Genomic DNA, 21,205 nt, shown 5'->3' on the forward strand with positions numbered 1-21,205 from the left:
AGTCAGCTTCTCGCAAGCAGTGTGTGAAGCCCGCTGGCACCTGCTCGTGCTACCAACGCGCGTGCCAATACGAAACTGGGAAGGGGCGACATTCGTCCGGGGCTTGAGCAGATTTCGCAACGGTGCGGGAGGCAGGTCCACGATCGTCATCGGGCACGTGGCAGCGGTATTGGCCTTTTGCCGTGCCGACACTGCGCCTTGCCAACTTTGATCGATCGCAATGACCAGGTTGCGATGGTGTGCGAGCAGGCTTGCCAGAACTACGGGAAGAGGAAGAGCATCTCGCCATGAACCATGCCGAGAAAGTGCAGATCGGGATAGCAAGCAAGATCTTGACACAGTTGCTCGAGCCCCAGCACGTGCCACGGGCAGTCCCTACCTCGCATCAATTCGACGCCCTTGCGATCGCGCGAGCCTTGAAGGAGAACTTTGCCAAGCGGGAGGAGCTCCTGCCAATCCTGCCGGCATGCAATCCTGGTTGGCGCATTCTTATCGAACTCTACATCGCAAGACGCGAAAGGGTCCGGGTCAGCATTACTGACATCACCCTCCTTACCAATCTTGCTGGCGCAACCTCGCTGCGCTGGCTGAAACTGCTCGACGATGGAGGACTGGTCATTCGCCAGCCTGACATCAACGACCGTCGGCGCTTTTGGCTCTGCCTGACCGATCGGGGGCTGGGCACTGTTTCAGAGGTTTTGGAGAACATGGCAGCGCAATTCAATCCGGTATTCGACCTTGCCTACGCCATGTAATGAGCCAAACCGCCCTGAAGAGCTTGCACAGGCCCTGCAGGCGATTCAGCGCCAGCTCGATGCCATGGGCATGAAAATGGCTGCGATCTATATCGAGCATGCCCTTGAAGCGCTCGCGGACAATGCACGATGTCGCCCGACAACCGAGCACGAAACGTCCTGAGACCGTATGGTGGCAGAATGACTTTTGCTTCGTGCCCTGAACCGAGCTCGCGGCCATGAGCAGGGGTTCGTAGCCCAGTTGTTGCAGATCACGCACCGCACGGATACTTGCTTTTTGCCCCAGTGCATGCCGAAATCCTCGGAAAGGGGACGCAAAGCTTGCGCGGGGGACAGACCGGGATCTGCAACTTCAAGAGCAGCATCGACTGGCCTTGTCCTTGCCTTGCCCTGCTTCCTGAAGCCTGGAAGCAGGGCCATTTTTACGTTGGCAGATTCAGCAGATTCGATGGTCCCAGAATGCCAGGAAGCGGTGCCTCGATCCGGCCATGGGCCTCCCTGCTCCTGACTCCGTACTATCATCCTGCCAATCAGCCTGATCGTCGACCAGTGGCTGAACCTGTAAGAGGGTTACGGCAATGCGCCGTCGCGACCATGTCGCCACCGCCCCTCCTCCAGGAACCGGGGAATTGTCCTTTTGACATAGAGACGATCGCTTCTTGCAACGGGCGCGAAAGACTCGCACGACCTGCGCGAACACAAGCCTGTATGCTGCCTACTGCTTCAAGGCGTCAGCCCAGTCGTTCAGGCCCCGTGACGGCCATAAGGTTTCGATGTCGAGGCCTGGCCGGGCAAGCGTGCGAGATGCCCTCCTCTGGGCGCGATGCCCCTCCCGGTCATTGTCTGCCAGCAGGATCAACCGCTCAAGACCTTGCGGCAAGTCGATCTGGTGGAAGCGCGCCGCTCCCATGGTAGCAAAGGCCTGAATTCCGGTGAGACAGGTGAAGGCAGCTGCACTCTCGAAGCCCTCGCAGATACCCATCACCGAGCTCGGGTGGCCATTGGACCAGGCAGCGCCGACAGCCCGGCCAAGAACGAACTTGCCGGTACATGCAGCGGTTTGCGGGTCGAGGAAGATGCGTTGCATGGCGCATACCCGATCCGCTTTTCGCATGGCGACAAGCAAGGCCGGACGGTATGACGCAGACTTGCCCGACCCGAGCGGACACCGTTCGAGATAGCGGATATCGTGCAGGGCCCTCACGCTCGTCCGGGGAAAGCCGCGCAAGTCGCAAAGATAACGCATTGCAAGCGTATCTTCGACAGTCCCAGCGCGGCTCCAGAGGGCTAGCGCGGCACTGCTCGTCACATGGCAGACGTTCGGCAGGGGCGTGGCCGGGACACCGCTAACTGGGGCGCGGTCAAGGCCTAGAAGGCGCACGACCGTTTCTCTTGGGCAACCGGCATGGCACGTCACGAGAATGGCACGTTGACCTTGGCGGAGCGAGAGGGACGGGATGCGATCATCGTGTGCAGGACAGCGACACATCGCATAGTCACCGTACCATCGCCCGCCAAGACGCTGGACGAGGCTCTGAAGGCGTGGCGTTGGAGCAAAGCGTTTCATGCCCTTTGCCACCCCCCTCTCCTCCCCTGCCGTGACAGGCTCTGCCGCTCCCTTCCAGCCCTGCGCCGCAGCGAGCGGCGATGCTGGCGGAGCGTGCCCCCGATCTCTCATGTAAACGGCAATGCCGACCAATCAGGCCGACGAACTAGGGACTACGAACCAGGCTGGTCGTGAGCCCTTGGCGGAGCGAATCCGGTTGCTTCGACCTTCAACCAGTTTCGGGGCGAAAGTTGTGGCAAGATATGAGCGGAGTGTAGATAACGACCCGAGCGATCGGCGCCCCACCCGCCCCAAATCCTTATTGTAAGGTGGGCCGATCGGAGTTTGGCCGCAGCGTCCTCCCGTGTCGCTGCGGCATTTTTTGTGTCGGCAATGCCCATTTGTTAGCGCACCAGGAGCGCTCGAGCGGTGCAGTCCATCGCTACCCGACCATCGCCCGCTCGCTAGCGATAGACGATCGAGCATCAAGTGCTGCGACGACACCGTATTGCCAACTTGGCCGGCCTGTGCGAGCATGCTGATGGGTTAAAGCAGGTGCAATCTCCACTGCGAGAGTACCGATGATCGAAGCAGATTCTCCAGTTCTGCCAGCTACACCTGCGAAAGCTCGCGAGGTAGAGTCCAATTCCCAACGTTCGTGCACCTGCAGGTGTGCTCGCCAAGGCAACTTGCTGCTCTTTGTGGAGTTCGGTCTGATTTTCGCACTCGCCTTTGCCCAGGTGGCATATCGTTTGATCGATCTGGCGGCATCCTGGGTCCCCAGGCTATACCACTGCCATCCTTGGCGTAATCCCGCAGGGCAGGCCGTGCGATGATCCTGAAAGGCAAGATCGGCATCGTTTTCCTTGCCTGATCAGGACCTGCCTGCCCGGGACGGCGTGCCCTGAGCTTGCCTGCATGGCACCTTAAGCCTGCCAGACCTGACAGGTACATACCTGCTTGTTTTCCTTGGTGAAAATGGCATCGTCGTGCTGCCTTGGCAGTGCCAGGATGGGTCGGCACGGAGTGTGTTGCAATGGCGTGCGGTCGATACCCTTTTGAGACCGGACCCGAAATTGACCTTGTCGCGGCTAGGCAACCGGTTCGTTCTTCCTTGTACCTGCGCTTGATGGACCTGTTGGCCAGCGCGAGGATGGGTCGGCTCGATATCGAAACTCTCGCCGAACGCGGGGCGCATCTCCAGATGGACTGTTTGCTTGGCGCTGCTGCACCGTTCTATCTTGCGGGCAGCGTTCAATTGCGTGACTGCCTGTTCATCGGTCCAAGAGCCTTGTCTGGCGCCTTCTGGGCGACCATCGGCGCGCGCGCCCCGCGATTTTTCGTGCTGATCGTGGTCGAGGCAGCAAACGCCCGCGCTTTGTATCTTCGTTCAGGCAGACGAATTGATCTTCGCGATGGTGTCAGCGGATCGGTTTCGCACGCGATGCCGGTGGGTCAGATGCCGGTGGGTCAAGGGCCATTTCTGGTGCTGGTATGCGCAGAATTCGATTGGTCGGGCATCCCGCAGCCGAAGTCTGCTGCCGTGGTGCCTGTTTGGCGCCGCGACCAGTTCACCCCCCTCGCCTGCAGTCACGAGCGGGATATGCTGGATTGTCTTGCTGCAATCATGGAGCGTCTCGATTGCCACGGCACTGCACTGCAGATTGCTCGACAGCTTGGTGCAGATGGTCCAGCACAGGTTTTTGCTGGCCGTCTGTGCCGCGACGGGCTCAAGCAAGAGTTCGAGCTCACCTGCCTGCCCTGCGACGCCGATCGTCTCGAACCGAGCTTGGCGGCTTTGCCTGGCGGTGAAAGGCTGTCATATGTTCCCGGGACGGCAGGCTTTGACAAACTATGTGCCGACCTTGTCACGCTTGCCCTGCGATGCTGATCGGCTTTGTGCGCGGCAGCATTACGTCCCTTACGGTACTGTCTCCTGTCGGGAATCCAGTGATAAAGATGCCCGAGCATTGCTCGGGGAGTCTTCTCCTGATTCCAGATTCAAGGATTCGGAGCTCCAAAAAGCCCGGTTTATCGTGCTTTTGTCCGAGTCATTGTGAGATTGCGGGGGCGACTGGATGAGGCCTTGGGGGCTTCAGCATGTGCTGGTGGGGGCGATGTCTTGAGGAATCGGGGGATTGTGTGAGGTCTTGGGGGAGTTGCAATTGCCTTCTCCAAAGTGCGAGGTATCGCTTTCAAACACGTCGATTTTTGTCCGTAGCTCGCCTGAAAACGTTTTTTCCCATGAATTATGGGGGAAGCCATCGTGCTGGCGGTCTTTATATGAGCACGCGGGGGCTTGGACTGCACCTGTGACCGCGACTGTGCGATGGGATGCCGAGCCCAGGGGACCTTGAGCAGAAAGGTTTATGTGAGGAACCGGGGGTGTATCTGACAATGTGAGGTCTTGGGGGATGGACACGATCCTGACCCCAGTGCTGGTTTGATGCAGACAGAACAGGGCGTTACCCTCAGCGCAGGGCTCATGGGTCATGAGCGTTGCGGCGACTACATGAGGTTACGGGGGGCACGTTCTTGGTAGCAGATGTGATCCTCCAGGGTTCTTGGGGGATGCCTGGCGTGCACGTTCGTTCCTGACATGCAAAACAGGGCCGTGTTCGATCCGGGGTGTCTATGTGAGGGATCGGGGGGGATGTTCTCTTTGAGAGGAGGTGATGTTACGCTCCTCATATGGAAGTCGATTCGGCCACGGAAGAGCTGCAGCTGCAAGAGGATCTTGAGGGTCTCGGGCGGACACTCAGGGTTGCCGATGTAATCCGCAGGCGCGATCTCGAGTTTGTCAGCAAGCCCGGTGAGCTTGTCGAATCCGAATTTGAAACCGGTTCGCTCAGCGCGGCAGCGCGCAAGGCCTTTGCGCTGATGTTGCGCAAGGCTGGGCCGGACGCCGGGTCTGACAAGACATTCACCATCACGAAGAAGGAGTTGCGCGGGTCGCACAAGGGCAACGAGCGCATTCAGCCGGTCATGGACGAGCTGCTGCGGGTTATCGTTCGCATTCGCACGACGACGCGCAAGGGCAAGCCGGCGATCATGTCGCAGTCCCTGCTTGCCAGCTGTGTTGAGGAAGTCTCCGAAGATGGCCTGAGCGTCGTTGAGTTTGAATTCTCGGAGAACTTCAAGCGTGTCATCCAGCGCTCCGATTATTATGCGCGGGTGAACCTGGGCGTGATGCTGGCGCTGCAGTCACGCTATTCGCTGACAATCTATGATCTGGGTTGCCTGATCATCAATCGCCAGAATCGCACGGTGCGCATGAGCGTCGAGGAGTTGCGTCGCAGGATCGGCGTGCCTGAGGGAAGTCTCAAGAACTTCGCCGAGCTGCGCCGGGAGGTCCTGGCAAAGTCGAAGGCCGAGATCGATCAGCTTGCCGATTTCACGGTCGAGTGGGAGGAGATTCGTGGCTCAGGGCGTGGCCGTCCTGTGCAATCGGTGAAGATGACATTCATGCCCAAGGATTCCTCGGCGCAGGAGGAAGCAGCGCGTGAGCTTGACCGGCCTAAGGTCGGTCGGCGTGCCAGACGCGAAGGGACAACCGAGACTCTGGAAGCCTTGGCACCTCCCCTTCCCCCTGCAAAGTCCCGTGAACCAAGGAAGGCTCCGCTGCCGCGGGCAAACCGGCAGCTTTTCCCGGAAGGTTCGCTGCATTTCTGCGGGGACAATCGCCTGCTTGCGATCCTGGGTGATTTCGGAGGGGGCTGGGACAAGGACCTGGTGGCGCAGGCTTATCGTGAGCAAATGGGGGCTCGACTGGAGAAACTTGCAGGCGAGGCATTGTACAAGTCCTTCGAAGGCTTCTGCCGCGGTTTCGTCAGGGTCCGTGGAAAGGCTTGACCCCCCCTTCCCTCACATAAAGCGCCAGCCATGGGGTGCGATCGGCACGCCCAGGCCCTTCAGGAGACATCCGGCTGGTGTCAGCCCTCCCCTTGCGTCTCGCTTTCGACCAAATCGAGCAATGCAACAATTCCGTCCGGAAGGCTGAGGTTGCGTGCGTCGCACCACCGCACCAGGCGATCGCGCTCAGGCGGAGACAGGCGCATGCTGATGTGGAGCGTTCGCGCAGGTCCCCTGACCGGCTTGCGCTTTGGCGTAACGCTCAAATCGGCCGGAATCTGCGGGAAATAGTTGCCAGGCAGGCTTGGCGATGACGGTTGGGGCCGCACGGGTTGGTGAACGGAAGCGGGCGACGTAGCGACAGGTGTTGGCGCTGTTGCCGCGACAAGCGACTTGAGCAAGCTTGCCGGGTCTTCGCCCGCAAGACGCTGGCGGGTCTGGCCGATGATGTCGCCAAGGGGGTTTGGTGTGTCGCGTCCAGCGTCAGCCATTGTTGCTGTCCTTCGTCTGAATTGCCGTCAGGATCTGCGCGAGGATGGCTTGGGCTATACGCCTTGCCTTCTCGGCGCGGGCCAGACCCGCAGTTTCCACCTCGGCAAGAGTCAGGCGGAAATTTGACATTGCTCGGTATGCATCGAGCATATGCATTTTCTCGGGAAACGTCGGTAGTGCATTTGCTATCTGGGCATCGATTTCCCATTCCGCCTTGGATCGCGCCACCTGCCCTGTCTGGGTGATGAGGACCCGGAATGGGACGCCCCGGCACATGCGCGTGAGCATGTCGCTTGTCTCTACGGTGCGTTCGAGATCGAGCCGGCTCGAGCGCGTTGGGATGACGACGAAGTCTGAATCCATCGCGGCATAGGCCGTCTTGAAGTTCGAAGTCCCTTCGGAATCCACAATAACCAGTTGGGCAAGGCTTCTGGCTTGGGCAATGGCATTGCCGATGTCGGCATCGCGCAGCTGTGAGGCATCCTCGACGACGATTCGGCTCCCCTCCCCCTTGCCCGTGGCTTGGCGGTCACGATGCCAGTTCATCAGGCTGTTCTGGCGATCGGCGTCCAACATGTGGACGGTTCCGCCCAGTGCGTCGAACTCCGATGCAAGGGCGAGCGCCAACGTCGTCTTGCCCGCTCCGCCCTTGCTTTGTGCGATTGTAACTACTGGCACACTTGCCTCTCGTTCCGGCCCCTGCGCTCGCTTGCACTGGCGCACTGCTGTTCGATGTCATTAGCGTGGCACCGACTGCTTTGCAATGCGCATTGGGTTATGCGTGCAACCTTGCGCTCGCTTGCGTGGTCACTGTGTAACTCGAATTGACACGTGATGTGGACCTCGCGTGTGAGCTCGCTGAGCCACGTGCTGGTGGGTGTGATTCCAAGCTTACACGCATGTTTACATGTGCATGTGCCGTACAACGCTAGATTGCTTATACAAGCGCGATACAAACCAAGCGCGCTTGCAATTGGTGATGCGATGTTGTGTTTGCAAGCGTGTGCAGAATGTGCCGCGCGGCACTATGCGCGGCACAAAGCGTGACACGGGGCGAGGTGTGCTACAAGCATAAAAAGGCGTATATTTTCAGTTAGTTGCTGAAAAGTGCCGACAATAGACACGTCGTAGGTATCGTCCGACAAGCAACCACCTCCAGCTAGAAGATGCGCCTATGCCTGCGAAGAACAACCAGTCATCGCCTAAGGCAATCCCCCAAAGTCCAAACCGACCAGGCAAACTGTCACAAACGCATCTCGAGTGAAGTGGAAGAGTACGCTAGGGCCTGAAAGCCGCACCGGCCCATCAAGAATCCCATCATACGGTGCACGAACGGCTACAACCTCGCCAAGCCCTCGAAGCTTGATCGCGAAACACCGTCCCCCAAAACTACATAGATACCAAGGCTCTCATGCCGGAGTCGAAATACCACTCCGTGCTACGAAACGACGACCAGACCAGAAACCACCCGGCGCGACCGCAGGACTGGCTAATCGGTGTCGGCTGCACCACGCTCGTATCGCGCCAGGAGCCTGTCGATGTCAGCCATGGAAGCATCGTACTCACCGATCGCAGCCGGGGAAAAAGCAAAACCTCCGCTTGCGTCACACGAAACAGGGTAAAGCTGTTGCGTCGGCAAAGTCGTCCCGAATAACCACACACCCGAAAGCTTTGTGCGCGCGACAATGCCGCTGTCCAAAAGTCCGCTCAGAATGGCGCGTACACCGAGCCTGGTCGCGTCCAGGAGAATCTCGATCTGCGAAGAGCGCAAGGGACCAAAGCCGTCCAGCAACTCTATCAGGGCAGGGGCCCTTGAGCTCGCACGCCTGCCGGCCTGAAGGGCCTTAATGCGTTCACACGCCGCTCCTGCATCGACGATATTCTGCCGTAGACGATGCGTGACGTCCCGCAATGCCATGGCAATCATACCTCGCGCCGCGCACCGGTCCGAGGGATCGATTGATCCGATCGTATTCACAGCATCAGCACGAATAAGTCCGGGGAAGGGGAGGGCCACGGACAAATTGCCAGACCTCTGCCATCGCTCGCCCCAAACCATTTCGACCGCCCAACGGGGGGAGGGGGGGGCATGCCGCTCGACAGTAACGCTCCTCGGACCTAGCATAACGGTCTGGTAATGAGGTTCCGAAGGTGCAAACAGCAAGCTCTCGCCAAGCGACACGTGGAGCTCACGCAAATCAGCCAAGGGGTGTGGGGAGGGCGGCAGCTGGCTGACCAGCCCGTGCGCACCATCAACAATTGTGCGGATGTCGATGTGGTCAGTGTCTGAACTACCCCCAACCCCCCAAAGGGCAACAGGGGCGAGCAGTGCTCTCTTAAAGCGGGGTGCAATATCGGCCAGCTCCTGCCAACTGCTATGGCCAAATTCTGTGAGGATGGTCTCACAGATGGCTCTCGGGTCGCGCTTCCCCAATGCGGGTTCGTCACTTAGGGTCGCAAGTCCAGCAAACCAGGCGTGAAAGCGATGTTCGGTGAACTCGTGGCCTTCACCGGCCAGCGCCGAAACAAGTAGATTGCGCAAGCTGCGCAGAGCCAGAAGCTGTCGAACCGAAGGCGGGCACATGGCCACCGACCCATCGAGGCGCCCGAGCTCGAGGCAGGCCTCGAGCTCGCAAGATTGAGTGGCCGGATCGATAGCTAAACCCGAATCAGGATATAGCATTGCCATGCTACGGCAGAATCCTCCATATATTACAGCGTGTTATTGGACATGTTAAGCTAAAGATGTTTTACTATACAAGGTCCCGGATATCTTTGCTAGCGGCCCGGGCTGACCGAAAAGCCGGTCCCGACGCAAGCTCCGGACTGCGTCAGGTCGCCACAGGACGCCTCTCGATGCCGGCCAAGGACGAGGGCCGAGAGGGGGTGGCGCCACTGGAAAAGGGTCCTCTGCTATGGCCGCCTTGTGGTCCATGTCGGGTCTGGATCGGCCGCTTGTTACAGCCCATTGAGTCTGGCGGCCATGTCAAACAACATGGCCTTGACGACCTTACGCCCTTCTATCGAAAGCCTGATGATAACGCGCAAGCGGTTGTGCGGATCAGGATGTCGCTCGATCAACTGATGGCCGTGTAGCCAATCTATCCATCGAAGCGCTGTCGTATCCTTTATTCGTGCTGCCCGGGTCAGCGTCCTGATATGCATCGTTTCCTTGCTTAACTGCGCGATGAGAAGCTCGAGGAGCATGGACCAAGCAGGTTTGCACGAGGCTTGGCGGCAAATCACGCGTTCGCGCAGACGCAAGTGTGCCCGGTAGGCTATCGCCATCCTGAGGAGGTCTTCGTCATTTTCCATCTTTATCGGTCCTTACGGCGGGTTCGTAAGGCGGGTGCAGAACCGCGGTTGGCATTGGACGGGCGGTGGCCGCCGTGGTTTCGGTATTGGAAGGGCGCGGCGATGCCGCTGGCGGCAGAAGGACAAGCGGGCGTTGCAGGATCGTAGGGACGATCGGCCAAGCACGCAAAGCGATCAAAGTGCTGCAAGAACCAAAGCCTGTCGGCAACCGCGAACGTATCCATTGTGCCGCTGATGCCGCATGCATCGTGCGAGACGGGCTCGCAACCCGGGCGCGCAGCATCACGATATGGCAAAGGCCATGCCGCATGAATCTGGCGGCCTCCGCGTCGCAGGGTCTTGCGAGCAGCAAGAGCGGGCAGGGGGGCGGAAGTGGCTGGGAGCTGCGTCGGCGGGACATGACCGCTTTCGGTGGTGTCGAGCGACGCATTTGCTCCCCAAACCTGTTGCGGGGAACCGAGATCATTGCGTTTTGCACGAATGTGCGAAAACCCGTCCGAGGTCAGACAAGAGCTGTTCGGTAACCTCGGTTCCGTGCGGTGTAAGTGTGACATGGATCCGTCGCCTGTCGCCCGGATCGGACTCCTTGGCAACAAGGTCCATCGTTAACAGCGCGTCAAGCCAACCCAGCGAGGTGGTGGGGGCGATTCCGGTCAGCAAGGCTATGTCGCCAAGGCTCAGTGGCATGCATCTGTCGCTATTGAGGTACAGTTCGAGCAGAATGCTCCAAGGCGCACTGCCAGGTGGCCCCATTGGCAGAATTGACCGCCTGGAATGCAACGATTCGCGATAAGCTGTGGCAATTGCGCGCAAATTCACAGGTGGGGGCAGTTCTGGGTTCATAGACCTATAACTAAAGTTAGCAGAGCCAATTACAGCTCTCGATGGACGGTCATCTATCGCGGTGAAGGTTCAAAAGTAAGACCCAAGTTGAACAGTGCCTTCATAGAACGGATTTTATATCAATAGGATACGCGAGTGTGCGCGGGTGTTACCACTACATTTTGCGGCTGATGTGTGGGACGCGCGAACGCGCGGCGGAGCTTACGTTGCGGGCTGCTCAGCAATGTTGGCTGGGAGAGCGATGCCGACAGCCTTGAAGACGTTGCCCACGTCACCTGTGACGTGCGTGCGTGTGGTAATGGCCTTGCCATCCTTTTCGATGGTGGCCTGCTGGAGACGATCGAGATCGTTGAGAAGCGGCTGCCATTCGGGCTGGAAGCCCTTGTCCTGGCATAGCCGGGTCAGTTCCTTGGCGAGCGTCAGGGCAAGGAACGAGACGAAGACATGGCCGCGGATCGCGGCATCGGACTGATGGAAGATCGGCCGGGTATCGAAGCTGGCCTTGGCCACGCGGAACAGGGCTTCGACCTGTAGCAGGTCACGATAGCGGATCACGGCTTGGAGCGGTGTGATCCGGGCATTGGTGCGCAGGACACTGATGCCGTCGAAGCGGGCCTCGTCGGCGAGTTTGCCCAGATCGATTTCGAAGCTCTTGCCGCTGGCTTTGAGATAACGCCGATAGGCCGAGTTACCGACCAGCGCCTTGTCGCCCTTCTTGAGCTGGGCCTGGAGCCCGTCGATGATGGCCTGACGGTCCGCCTTGTCCTTCTTGGCTTCGGCCTCGTTCAGCGTGACGATGTAACGCTGGGTGTCCTTGCCGCTGCCGACACGGACCTCCTTGACCCACAGCTGGGTCTCGCCTGCCTGCCGCTCGAGCACGAGCGGAACCATCGGAGCAGTGTCGTTCAACACGACATCGCGGATGACGCTGCTTGATCGCTCGCGGGCGCCGAGGATGTATTCCATGCCCAGTTTTTCGAGTGCGGCAATAGTGTCGGCGCTGATCATGCCGCGATCGGCCACGACGCAGGACCGGGTAATCCCGAAGCGCGTACGCAGGCGCGTGACGATGGGCAGGAGGACTTTCACATCGGCCGTATTGCCCGGCACCATCTCGGTGCAGATCGGCCGCCCCTGGGCATCGATCACCACGGCCAGGATCATCTGCGCAAGCTCGGGCCGGTGATCCTTGGAATGACCACGCCGCCCCAGCGTGTCACCGCCTGCGCCGTAGAACGATAGTGAGGTGGTATCCATGAACACGAGGCTCAGATCCGTGAACAGGTCCCGGCGCCTGTCGAACAGCTTCTCCTCGATCACGTCCTTCACGCATCGGGGTGCCAACGCGCCTTCAGCTTTCTCCTCGATCTCCTCGCCCAGCCAGGCCATGGCACGGTAGAAGTGATGGAGCGCCAGATCCTCAACTCCGTCGATGGCATAGCTCTTCATCCAGTCGGTGCACGCCCGGTCCGAGCCTGACACGAACAGCCGGTGCAACATGGCAACGAAAACCGCGCGTTCGACATCAAAGCCAAATCCACGCCCTGCCAGCACCTCGGCCAGCACGGCATCGACACCAAGCCGCTGCCACAACCGGCCAAACAGCAAGGGGCCGCCGATGCGGTGGGCGGTTATCTTGCCATCATCGATGTCGGAAAGGATGATGCTGCGTTCGGCGTGCCGGGCAATCGAAGCTGCCAGCCTGTCCAGTTCGCCACTGGCGGCAAGAGCATCCTTGCGGCCCAGCGCCTTGATGGTGCGCTGACGAACGACCTTACCCTCGCGCACGCTTTCGACGAGATAGAGGTAGCGGTGGCCCCGGGCGACTCGTTCGACAACAAACATGCATGTGTTGTTATCGCCGACCTGCACAATACTCCACAGAAACACCACGTTCAGCGCAAATGTTGTTACTACACCCAATCTCCGCGCCAAATCCACATCACGCAAATTCAATCACTTACGAAGCAATGTTCGACACCTGTTCCAACGTCACTGTCCAACTTGGGTAAGAGGCCAGATAAGACAATCGCAGAAGCGACATCGTGAACACTGTCTTCAGGATCTGGTTGCACCTTCTTGGAAAAAATAGATTTGATCGAAAAGGGGCTTCACACGATTTCGTGAGAAGTCATACAATTTGAACGACAATGGGAGCAGCCGTCTTGTCAGGCGGCCCATGGTTCATCGTGTTTATCATGGCGTTGAGAGCGCAGATGAGTTTGCGCATGATGGCGATAAGGATGACCTTGGGCGGTTGGCCGGTTTCGGCGACGCTGCCTGAAGGTTTTGATGACAGGATTGTGCTGTCTGGCGATAAGGGCTGCCATGTAGGCGGCATCGCGCAGGGGTTTGCGGCCGCCGATGGTGCGTCGTTGCCCCCGGAATGTTCCGCTTTCGCAGTGGAGGGGAGCCACGCCGAGCAGTGGCGCGGCCGCCGGCGGGTCAGTTGGCCGAGCTCGCGCATGAGCGCCAGCAGGGTATGGGCAAAGACTGGCCCGACGCCCGGGACCGAGCGAAGCAGGCGGTTGCGGGGGCCATGCGTTCGTCTGCGGCGACTGCTTCGGCCATGGCCTGGTCGATCAGCAGGATATCCGCCTTGAGGCTTGCGATCCGCCGCGCAGCCATGCGCTTGAGCACACCATGCACCGTGCGCAAGGCGTTGGGCCGATGTGCGGTCAGCTCCACCGCACACAGCGCTGCCAGCGCCTCGCGCTCGTAGCCGCCACTGGCTTCCAGACCGATTGCAGCGGGGCCGAGCCACACCAGGGCGCGCGGATGCCCTTGCCGTCACTGGCGAATTCCAGCGCCTCTCCATCCGGCCACAGGCACACATCGAGCCTTGACCTGCTCACATCGATACCGACAAACACAGCCTGACACGTCATCTTCGTTCCCTTCCTTGCGCGTGCGGGGTAGAACCCCTCGCAACCGTGCGGGTTGATGAAGATCCGTCCGGGCCCAGGCTCCCCAGCGGTCTAGGCAACCAAGGTGGCTGACACCTGGATTGGTCTGACTCGGGGGCGTGCCGGGGGGCCTTGAGGCGAGCTTGGCCGCCCGAAATTTATCGATTTGGCATTGGTTCGGTTTGGCAAGGTTATGATGTGCCGCTCAGGGGTATATTGCCGTTCACGAACATTGTTCGACAAAGGGCAAAAATGCCAGGCAAACGGACAATGAGGAAAGGAGCACGAGCACTGGAACCCGGGGATGGCCGCAGGAGTGTGTGAGATATAGCATCCTCGGCTAAGACCGTGCAGAGTCTGGGGGCGGTGGTTCGACTTCGTTTCCAAGCATAAACAAGGCATCGGTGTCGACGTTTCCGAGACCTCACCTGCTCAGCGAGCGGGTGACCGCGCCGGGTTTGGTGTTGGCCTTAATCAAGCGCATCATTGGCAGGCTGTGCGGTTCTAACGCTGGCTTCGGCCCATTGCAGCGCTTCTTCATGAAGTTGCGGAATTTCGTTTGTGCTCGAAATCCGATGGGCACACGACGAAATCGGTCCGCGCACGGTGGCAGACAACGATCTGCCATTGGCTTGCTTGAGCATTCGCTTCATCTCTGGCTGCCTTCCCGGCGCAGCGTAGCAAAGCCGAGCTGGCTGGACAATTCGGGTAGATGCTTATGCTAGGGTCCAAGCAAGACGCAGGCGCGCCTTGCATGCTGGACGTGCCATTAGTCACCAAGCGGTCCGAGGTAAAAAAGCCTAAACCAGGACCGGCAAGCTGGCCAGCGATGCCTTTGTAGGAACCGAACCCACTTGCGGTTGTCGAGCGGGTTTGTAGCGACAAGTCCTCTCGTTCGAGAGCTTCCTCAACCTCGCCGCCGCAAGGCTATGGCTCAAGTCTTTTGTCAACGCGGCCTAGCCCGTCCAGACAATTACCTCTCAAGGACAACCAACTAAGACCATTCCGCTGTTGTCTGTCGTGGCCTTCGGCCCCTTAATGAAAGGCGCTCCCTTTTGCCGCCTGATCCAGTACAGCCTCGCGTACGCTCGATGGACGGTACCGGTGATCTGAAGGCCCGGATCGATGGAAGTGGCCGCCTGAACGGCTGGCGCGAAGGAGGATGCGTGATTACTGAAGGCTCAAGTAGCCGGCGATCTCCTCCGCCAGCTTTTCCATTTCGACGGCAGTTTCGATCTCGTGCCGTTCCCGCAAGTCCTGCGCACACCCTCCGACAGCTTGGAGCAAGTCGTTCAGGCCGTCGAAGACGTCGGTGAAACCGAATTGGGCAAGGTATTTACCGACGTCCTCGTCCTTACCCTCAGCGAGCGCCATCCAGAAAGTGTCCAGCTTTGCCGTGACGCTACGCAGATCATGAGGATCTTCCTGTGGCATCAATCCTTCCATTCCCGGTCAGGGTAAGCGTCGGTTTCCGGATCCGCGCCTTCTGCATGCAACGTCGCTCTTACGAACGGGGGGGGAATAGGTTCCACTACCGGTATTACGCCGTCAAAAGCCACACGGACCCAAGCGCCATGCTGCCCTCCCATTGTAATATTGCTTGGACTGACCGCCACCGCGCTGATCAGCAGCGCCGAGCGCCATCCCGACTGTAATCCCGCATCGCCGTGCAAAGCGCGCTATGTCCCCTTCGTGCTGGCCCGGCGCGAAAATACCGTCCGATTAGCGCCCGTCTGTTTTCGGCTGCTTTGCCACTCAGTCCTCTTACTGCTGGAGCGCAAAAACCCGGAGGCGGTGCTGGTATAGGCGGCGGCATTGGCGAGGCGCTCTCGGTGCGGTACGATTGGCAGTTACCGGGAATGGTCTTTCCGTTGACCTTAGATGACCCGCCTCTGCGCTAAAGTGAGGCATACTTGCGATCAAATGACGCCAAATTGGCGGAACTTTATTCAATGAAAACAGACAGATGATCCTCGAGGGCAGTCAATCGCTGCCACGTTAAGGTTAATTCTTCTGTTAACCATTGCACGGCTCGCCAATGAATGGCGCATGGCACAAAAGATTGCACTTCACATCCTCGAACCACAGGATCGTTTCCGGACAGCGCTGGCCCGGCTTGGCTATGAAGCTGGATTTCACTGTGAAATTTATGAAGACATCAGCGAGCTTTTCGAAGCGATTCCGCGCAACGGCGTGGTGCTGATCCGGGACGATGGATCATGCAGCGCCATTCCCGCGCTGGTCCGACACCTTGCATTGCAAGGCCAATGGTGTACGTTTGTTGGCTATGCTGATCACCCGAAGGTCGACCACGTGGTCCAGGCCATTAAAGGCGGTGCGCTTTCCTTTATTGCCACACCCGGGACAACGGACGACCTTCTTGCCGTGGTCCCCGCTGTGGCAGCAGAAGCTGAGTTGCGCAGAGATCTGATCGAGCGGGCAGTTCGGGCTCACCAGAGCCTTGCCCGTCTTACAGATCGCGAGCGGCAGGTGCTTGACGGGATTGTTTCGGGCGAGAGTTCGAAAGCCATAGCGCGAGTCTTGGCGATCAGCCCACGGACAGTTGAGATCCACAGGACCAAGATGCTCGGCAAGCTTGGCGCAAGAAATGCGGCAGACGCCGTGCGTCTCAAGGTCGAAGCCTCGGCTTATACCGCTATCGCCGCCTGATTACTCCTTCGCCACGACTGGTTTTTAATCGAGCGAAAACCAACTGCCGCTCGAGAATAACTTTCTCTGCAGGTATAGTTTCGCCACACAAAGCTTCGGAGTCATAAACGTAAAGGGAAATATCTCACAATTTCTACAATTACTCCGACTAAACTATGCCTTTTAAACGACACGTCATTAAAGGCTCGTTACATTTTTTCCCAGCATGCGAACGTGAGATCAGACCTTTCAGAGCAGAATTGAAATATAAATCGTTTTTTTCCAAAGTGCAGAAATTCCGCTTTAGCACTGGATTGTCCAAAAGGAAAAAATGTCAGGATTGCCGTTTCTTATGCCAAATCAGTGCGCCTGTAATTTGACTGTTTGTCGTTCACCAGCTGCTCCGTCAGTGTCGGTACACAGAGCCTGATTTGAAGCGTGTCCACTATGGCAATTAATGGCTATCTCTCGTTTTTCGAAATTCCGCCTTTCACCGCCCGTGTTCGGAAGGGGCATTTCAAACGAGGCAACTTGCGCACTGCCAGAAAAGGCCTGCCTGAAGTTCTATCCGAAGTTCAGTCGCTCACAATAAATAAGCAAGCCCCGCCAAGACCGTCGTGGTAGGACCGCGGTAGTTGGTCTGCCTCTTCTCTTCGTAAGTAGGCGCCCTGATCGCATGTTCTAAAAGAAGAAATGGTAACTGGACTACTGAGCTTCTTCAGCACCCTATGTGGGACTGGAGAGCTTATGGGCAAGAGTGAGGGGCGGAACGAAGGTCTATCCCGGGCTTTGGAATTGCTCGAAGAATCCTTGCAGATTCTCGATGCGCACCAGATGGTTGAGGCAGCCCTGCGTGTCTCGCTGGCCATTGATGTCTTGAAAAGGATGCAGGGGTGCGGGGAACTCGGGGATAGGTGACGCGGGAACCAAAAGCGCGAGCTTTTGGGCGCTGTCCGGCCGGCGAGAACGGAGGTTGTAGATTAAAGTCTGGCATGCCGAGTTCTGCCTCGTACGGCAATGCCGCTGACGAAAGCGGCGGCGACCTTCGACCTGGGGATGCTTCACCAGCGCTATTGATGCGGTAACGTACAAACCACAAACCAATTCAGGTCAAATGGGACAGCATCCCTATGGCACATGCAGGGAGAACTGTCTCAGGGACGGCACATTTTTGCTGGTCGAAGGTGGCGTTGAGAGCATTGGCGAGTTTTCGCCTGACGGCGCCGAAAATGACTCCTGCGGGTTCTCCGGCGTTTCGCGGTTTTTAGTACGGTGCTGCCGTGGCGACAATGCGCTGACTTGCACCAAGGCGGCAACGTCGAGCCCTTCGCAGGGAGGTCTGCAGCATCCGGCCATGCTTCGCTTGTCGCTGAAGGCGACGCTCTATCCGCCAAAAGCTGTGCCACCGAGGAGCGATCGGGTTAGCCAAGACGCCATGTTGCACTGAGCTGTGGCATTGAGGCAAGTAGCTTTGCCGCAGTTGTGCAGCCGATGCGTGGCGGCGAGCATATAATCGTACTGCATTCTGCAAGCTCGGGACTATGCGAGCGGGCTGGCGATCCCTGCTTCAACTTGCGCGAATTCCGCCAACAGCCGTTTGATCCTTTGGGCCGCGATCCGTCTGATTACTGTTGTTGAAGTGTGTTCGGCCGGGGTGGCTCAATCGGCGAACTTCGCACAACGGCCGGCGTGCTGTGACGAGTTCGCCAAGGCAGGCGCAGGCGAAATCGCTATTGCATCGAACCGGTCGTTCTTGGCCAGGAATCCTGGGGCGCGGGCCAACTCGTGCACGTGCATGGGGTGCGACCCCTGAGGCGGATAGATCTGCCGCGCACAGAACGCCAGCAGAGCAGGTTCATGCGCATCTGAAGCCTCAGTCGTCTGCACGGCGGCAGAGCTACCGGACGAGCGCACGAAGGCCATCCGGACCTTGGCGACAGCGCGCGCCTCACTGTTTGACCACAGACGGGTATTGGTCCGAGCCCAGCTTCGCCTCGATGCCGAGATACTGATCGTGCTGTGCCATGATTCCAAGCCCATCCTTGCGTCTGCCGGGGCAGCGTCTGGTGCAAGGTTCGGCCTAGTGCATCTCCGTCGAAACCCTGGCTCCTCGACGGGTGCCAGGACCATTGGCGACGCGGGCGCGCAAACGAAGGGGTGCTCTACCGCCGGAACTTCCGCAACCGCATCATGCACCATTCACAGGATAAAGCGGGCATCACCGCACTGGCGGCAAGGTGCTGTGCGAGCGTCTGCCAAGCACATGTCAGGCCCTTTATGAAAAAAGCTCCATGGGCCTTGACGTTCTTAGAACTTGCCATCTTTGCTGCTCCGCGGGCACCACAGGGGCAAGTTGCATGGCGGTAGAAGTTTCTGAGCATTTGGCCAGTTTCATTTTCATGTCGGTCCTGGCCGCGCTTGTCCTGCTCGTTGCAATCCGAAAGCGCAGGGCAGATCGCCAGGCAATGGCTAATGCCGGTCACCAAAGGCAACGCCGCTCCCTCGTGTGCGAACCTGACACGGCCAATCAGCGGCGAACCGATGAAATTGACCAATACCGCGAAACTTGCATTGCACCTGGCGGTCAGGTGCCAATGCCGAGAGTTCCTGAAAACATTGGGTCGCCTGACATCCGTCTGACGGTCACGGACGGCGAGGAAGAGGAAAAAGCGGAAGAAGTTGTACAGGCCCCCATGCAGAGGCGCTCCACCTCGCCCGGCGCGACCGTCATGGAGGCGTTTGAGCGAGACCTAGAGGCTGCTTTCGAGAGCTACGCTGCGGGATCCGGTACGGTGACCGCGATCGAGGAGGTCCTTGATCGATATGGTCCATGCACCCAGGAAGATGTGCGAGGCATAGTGTCGGCAGGTGCAACTGGTCAGGACAGCCCGGCAGGGCTTGCCGAGGCCATCGAATGGGTGCGGATGTGGGTAGCTGATCGCAAGCGCTGCCCTGGGTCCGAAGGCAGATAGTTGCGCATCGTAGACAGAATGAGGCTGTGGGTGCCGCCCCTGTTCTGATAGCTGCCATAGATATATGCCCCAAGGCCAAAGGGGAGTGTCGAATTGGTAGGCGGACTGCCCATTCTCGTCTGATTTCAAGCACTAGGCAGGAAGTGCGATTGACGCGGCCGAACAGATCGTTAACAATCGTTCAGGGTGTGAGTTAGGACGCTTGGAGGGGGCCTTGAGTTCCAGCGGGGGCAATATAACGCAATTCAGGAGGCATGACGGCGCGTCGCGATCACGGCAGCTTCTAAGTTCCTATCCCCACGGCAGGTTACTGCTCAGTCGTGCCAGGCGTGAGCTTGCATCGCTCGAGCGGTTAGCTGACCTCAGCGTCTCCATGCCGCTCACCAATGACGCCTGGCGTATGTTGCTGCGAATTTTTGTCGATACCTTGCAGGGTCGTGTAGTCACGGTGCATGGGCTTGCGAAGGATCTGGTCCTCTCTCCAGATATTGCGAGGCGCTACCTCCTTGCCCTGGAAAGTGAGCGGCTGGTCTTGGTAGTTGCGACCAAAGGCATCGGTGCGGCTTGCGGTGTAAGCGATCCTGAACCGGGTTCGATTGAACGCGGAGTCACGATCGGCGACGAAGGCATTTTGAGAGTTGCCCGCTATTTCCTCCCTGAGGCGGCTAACGAATAGATCCCGACAAGGGTTCTGGGCGCTCCTTCATTGACGGTCTGTCTGGCTCCTTTCCAGACAGTCTCTTGTTGAGTGCAAGGCCATGACGTTTGGATCGCAAGCTAGCGCGTTTTCCGATTATGTTGGATCATATCCGGGCTGAAGTAATTGGCGTTTTCATCGGGTTTGAAGATGTCGACCATCATTCCGCTGTGGCCCCAGAGGGAAGAGACGGTTCGCTCACCAACCCTGCAGAGCATGGCCTGAAGCCGCGAGAACGCCTTCTCGATGGGATTAAAGTCGGGGCTGCAGGGTGGCAGGAAGCTCAGCTATGCACCGGCCGCTTCAAAGAGCACTGCACCGATGCGCGCTTATGGCTCGACAGGTTGTCCACGATCACCACGTCGCCGAGCGGCATTTCCGATATAAGGACTTGCGTAACATAGGCCTCGAACCACTCGTCATTGATCGGGCCATCGAGCGCCATCGGCGCAATCATGCCGGTCATGTGCAGGCCCGCGACCAGTGCTACGGTCTTGCGATGGCCGGGAGGGAACCCCATTTCCTTGGCGCACCGCTCGTGACTGTGGGTCATGTTGGTGGCGGTCCAGGTCTCGTGGATAAACGCGAGCCGCTCGGAATCCAGATTAAGCTTACCGTTGGATCAAGCCCGGCTCTGGCTGAGGATGTCGGGGCGGTCTTGCTTGATCGCGTGCCCCGTTTTTGCGTGTGATCTCCCGGCAGATCAAAGAACGCCAGAGTGTCCCGATCCCGATGTGAAGGCCTTGCGCGGCTAGGGTCCGACTGGACCTATACCAGCGTGACGTCCCCGTTCTCCGCCAGCAGCGCCGCGATACGGTCCGCGTGACTATCGGTTTTCGGCGAGCGCTGATCACCACCCAAGCTTGCCTGCAATCGCACGGCCATGCTCGCGGGACATGTGCCGCCAGCGAACTGCCGTGGCAATGCCAACCCCAAAACGAGCCGCTGCCGCTCAGCAACTCATACCCCTGTGTGTCGCCGCAACGGCGCGGTCACGCAGATCTTGAGATAAATCTAGAGCCATCCAGGCTGGCCTCCAAACCAGCAAGAAGGATGAACCAGAATCCAATGCCGCGGGAATCCTTCGCGATTCAAGGGCGGTGGAAAACGCTCAAAGAGGTGGGTAAGAGGGCTAGCGAAAGGAAGCTGTAGTCGCCGCTCATGATGAGGCCGATATG

The 21,205-nt window shown here is 58.7% G+C and carries 17 protein-coding genes and 1 pseudogene; 6 read left to right on the top strand and 12 right to left on the bottom strand.

Annotated elements, in window-relative coordinates; all coding sequences use genetic code 11:
• Nucleotides 1–287: 287 nt before the first annotated feature.
• The gene (locus tag NJ75_RS23575) at nt 288–755 is read left to right on the top strand and encodes a helix-turn-helix domain-containing protein (RefSeq protein ID WP_052242741.1); all 468 of its coding nucleotides are present in this window, start codon (nt 288–290) and stop codon (nt 753–755) included.
• Here the strand turns inward: NJ75_RS23575 and NJ75_RS24600 are convergent.
• Entirely contained in the window at nt 721–1,014 is a 294-nt protein-coding gene (locus tag NJ75_RS24600; protein WP_156135929.1) for a hypothetical protein, read from the bottom strand. The two genes, NJ75_RS23575 and NJ75_RS24600, sit on opposite strands and share 35 nt — an antisense overlap.
• A gap of 456 nt (nt 1,015–1,470) precedes the next feature.
• Complete coding sequence (locus NJ75_RS25530) at nt 1,471–2,433, bottom strand: DUF7146 domain-containing protein (protein WP_456152439.1); 963 nt, start codon at nt 2,431–2,433, stop codon at nt 1,471–1,473.
• Nucleotides 2,434–3,643: 1,210 nt separating this feature from the next.
• Here NJ75_RS25530 and NJ75_RS21765 point away from each other — a divergent pair.
• Nucleotides 3,644–4,192 (top strand): hypothetical protein, encoded by a 549-nt coding sequence (locus tag NJ75_RS21765; protein WP_156135930.1) that lies wholly within the window; start codon nt 3,644–3,646, stop codon nt 4,190–4,192.
• A gap of 800 nt (nt 4,193–4,992) precedes the next feature.
• Nucleotides 4,993–6,153 carry a replication initiation protein gene (locus tag NJ75_RS21770; RefSeq protein WP_039338271.1) on the top strand — a complete coding sequence of 387 codons (1,161 nt, stop codon included), beginning with the start codon at nt 4,993–4,995 and terminating at the stop codon, nt 6,151–6,153.
• Between the two features lie 80 nt (nt 6,154–6,233).
• On the opposite strand, the gene NJ75_RS21775 is transcribed toward NJ75_RS21770, so the two are convergent.
• From NJ75_RS21775 to NJ75_RS21815, 9 genes are all read right to left on the bottom strand, one after another.
• On the bottom strand, nt 6,234–6,644 hold the full coding sequence (locus tag NJ75_RS21775) for a hypothetical protein (RefSeq protein ID WP_039338273.1): 411 nt from the start codon (nt 6,642–6,644) through the stop codon (nt 6,234–6,236).
• Nucleotides 6,637–7,323: a ParA family protein gene (locus NJ75_RS21780; RefSeq protein ID WP_039338275.1), complete on the bottom strand. Its 687-nt coding sequence runs from the start codon at nt 7,321–7,323 to the stop codon at nt 6,637–6,639. Before NJ75_RS21780 ends, NJ75_RS21775 begins: the two co-directional genes overlap by 8 nt.
• Nucleotides 7,324–8,134: 811 nt before the next feature.
• Nucleotides 8,135–9,334, bottom strand: coding sequence for a hypothetical protein (locus tag NJ75_RS21785; RefSeq protein ID WP_052242742.1), 1,200 nt, complete (start codon nt 9,332–9,334; stop codon nt 8,135–8,137).
• 269 nt (nt 9,335–9,603) lie between these two features.
• Entirely contained in the window at nt 9,604–9,960 is a 357-nt protein-coding gene (locus NJ75_RS21790; protein ID WP_156135931.1) for a helix-turn-helix domain-containing protein, read from the bottom strand.
• A 1,044-nt stretch (nt 9,961–11,004) separates the two neighbouring features.
• Nucleotides 11,005–12,648, bottom strand: a complete 1,644-nt coding sequence (locus NJ75_RS21800) for an IS1634 family transposase (protein ID WP_039338327.1) — start codon at nt 12,646–12,648, stop codon at nt 11,005–11,007.
• Between the two features lie 323 nt (nt 12,649–12,971).
• On the bottom strand, nt 12,972–13,220 hold the full coding sequence (locus NJ75_RS24010) for a transposase (protein ID WP_169745759.1): 249 nt from the start codon (nt 13,218–13,220) through the stop codon (nt 12,972–12,974).
• 28 nt (nt 13,221–13,248) lie between these two features.
• The gene (locus tag NJ75_RS21805) at nt 13,249–13,569 is read right to left on the bottom strand and encodes a hypothetical protein (RefSeq protein ID WP_039338279.1); all 321 of its coding nucleotides are present in this window, start codon (nt 13,567–13,569) and stop codon (nt 13,249–13,251) included.
• Between the two features lie 610 nt (nt 13,570–14,179).
• Nucleotides 14,180–14,362: a hypothetical protein gene (locus NJ75_RS21810; protein WP_039338281.1), complete on the bottom strand. Its 183-nt coding sequence runs from the start codon at nt 14,360–14,362 to the stop codon at nt 14,180–14,182.
• Between the two features lie 517 nt (nt 14,363–14,879).
• Nucleotides 14,880–15,143 carry a hypothetical protein gene (locus NJ75_RS21815; RefSeq protein WP_039338283.1) on the bottom strand — a complete coding sequence of 88 codons (264 nt, stop codon included), beginning with the start codon at nt 15,141–15,143 and terminating at the stop codon, nt 14,880–14,882.
• 615 nt (nt 15,144–15,758) lie between these two features.
• Between NJ75_RS21815 and NJ75_RS21820 the strand changes: the two genes are divergently transcribed.
• The 3 genes from NJ75_RS21820 to NJ75_RS21835 all read left to right on the top strand — a co-directional run bounded on the left by NJ75_RS21820 (nt 15,759) and on the right by NJ75_RS21835 (nt 20,006).
• Complete coding sequence (locus NJ75_RS21820) at nt 15,759–16,379, top strand: response regulator transcription factor (RefSeq protein WP_039338286.1); 621 nt, start codon at nt 15,759–15,761, stop codon at nt 16,377–16,379.
• Nucleotides 16,380–18,715: 2,336 nt separating this feature from the next.
• Nucleotides 18,716–19,330, top strand: coding sequence for a hypothetical protein (locus NJ75_RS21830; RefSeq protein ID WP_039338289.1), 615 nt, complete (start codon nt 18,716–18,718; stop codon nt 19,328–19,330).
• A gap of 373 nt (nt 19,331–19,703) precedes the next feature.
• Nucleotides 19,704–20,006 carry a hypothetical protein gene (locus NJ75_RS21835; protein WP_039338292.1) on the top strand — a complete coding sequence of 101 codons (303 nt, stop codon included), beginning with the start codon at nt 19,704–19,706 and terminating at the stop codon, nt 20,004–20,006.
• A gap of 101 nt (nt 20,007–20,107) precedes the next feature.
• Here NJ75_RS21835 and NJ75_RS25235 read toward each other — a convergent pair.
• Nucleotides 20,108–21,051 (bottom strand): annotated as a pseudogene (locus tag NJ75_RS25235) (IS630 family transposase).
• Nucleotides 21,052–21,205: the final 154 nt, after the last annotated feature.

This window comes from Novosphingobium subterraneum, assembly GCF_000807925.1.
Classification (GTDB): domain Bacteria; phylum Pseudomonadota; class Alphaproteobacteria; order Sphingomonadales; family Sphingomonadaceae; genus Novosphingobium; species Novosphingobium subterraneum.

Bases quoted from the DNA above. Each gene is read 5' to 3' on its own strand.
- NJ75_RS23575 (WP_052242741.1), top strand. From the start codon at position 288: ATGAACCATGCCGAGAAAGTGCAGATCGGGATAGCAAGCAAGATCTTG.
- NJ75_RS25530 (WP_456152439.1), bottom strand. From the start codon at position 2,433: ATGAGAGATCGGGGGCACGCTCCGCCAGCATCGCCGCTCGCTGCGGCG.
- NJ75_RS21770 (WP_039338271.1), top strand. From the start codon at position 4,993: ATGGAAGTCGATTCGGCCACGGAAGAGCTGCAGCTGCAAGAGGATCTT.
- NJ75_RS21775 (WP_039338273.1), bottom strand. From the start codon at position 6,644: ATGGCTGACGCTGGACGCGACACACCAAACCCCCTTGGCGACATCATC.
- NJ75_RS21785 (WP_052242742.1), bottom strand. From the start codon at position 9,334: ATGGCAATGCTATATCCTGATTCGGGTTTAGCTATCGATCCGGCCACT.
- NJ75_RS21790 (WP_156135931.1), bottom strand. From the start codon at position 9,960: ATGGAAAATGACGAAGACCTCCTCAGGATGGCGATAGCCTACCGGGCA.
- NJ75_RS21800 (WP_039338327.1), bottom strand. From the start codon at position 12,648: ATGTTTGTTGTCGAACGAGTCGCCCGGGGCCACCGCTACCTCTATCTC.
- NJ75_RS21810 (WP_039338281.1), bottom strand. From the start codon at position 14,362: ATGAAGCGAATGCTCAAGCAAGCCAATGGCAGATCGTTGTCTGCCACC.
- NJ75_RS21815 (WP_039338283.1), bottom strand. From the start codon at position 15,143: ATGCCACAGGAAGATCCTCATGATCTGCGTAGCGTCACGGCAAAGCTG.
- NJ75_RS21820 (WP_039338286.1), top strand. From the start codon at position 15,759: ATGGCACAAAAGATTGCACTTCACATCCTCGAACCACAGGATCGTTTC.
- NJ75_RS21830 (WP_039338289.1), top strand. From the start codon at position 18,716: ATGGCGGTAGAAGTTTCTGAGCATTTGGCCAGTTTCATTTTCATGTCG.
- NJ75_RS21835 (WP_039338292.1), top strand. From the start codon at position 19,704: ATGCCGCTCACCAATGACGCCTGGCGTATGTTGCTGCGAATTTTTGTC.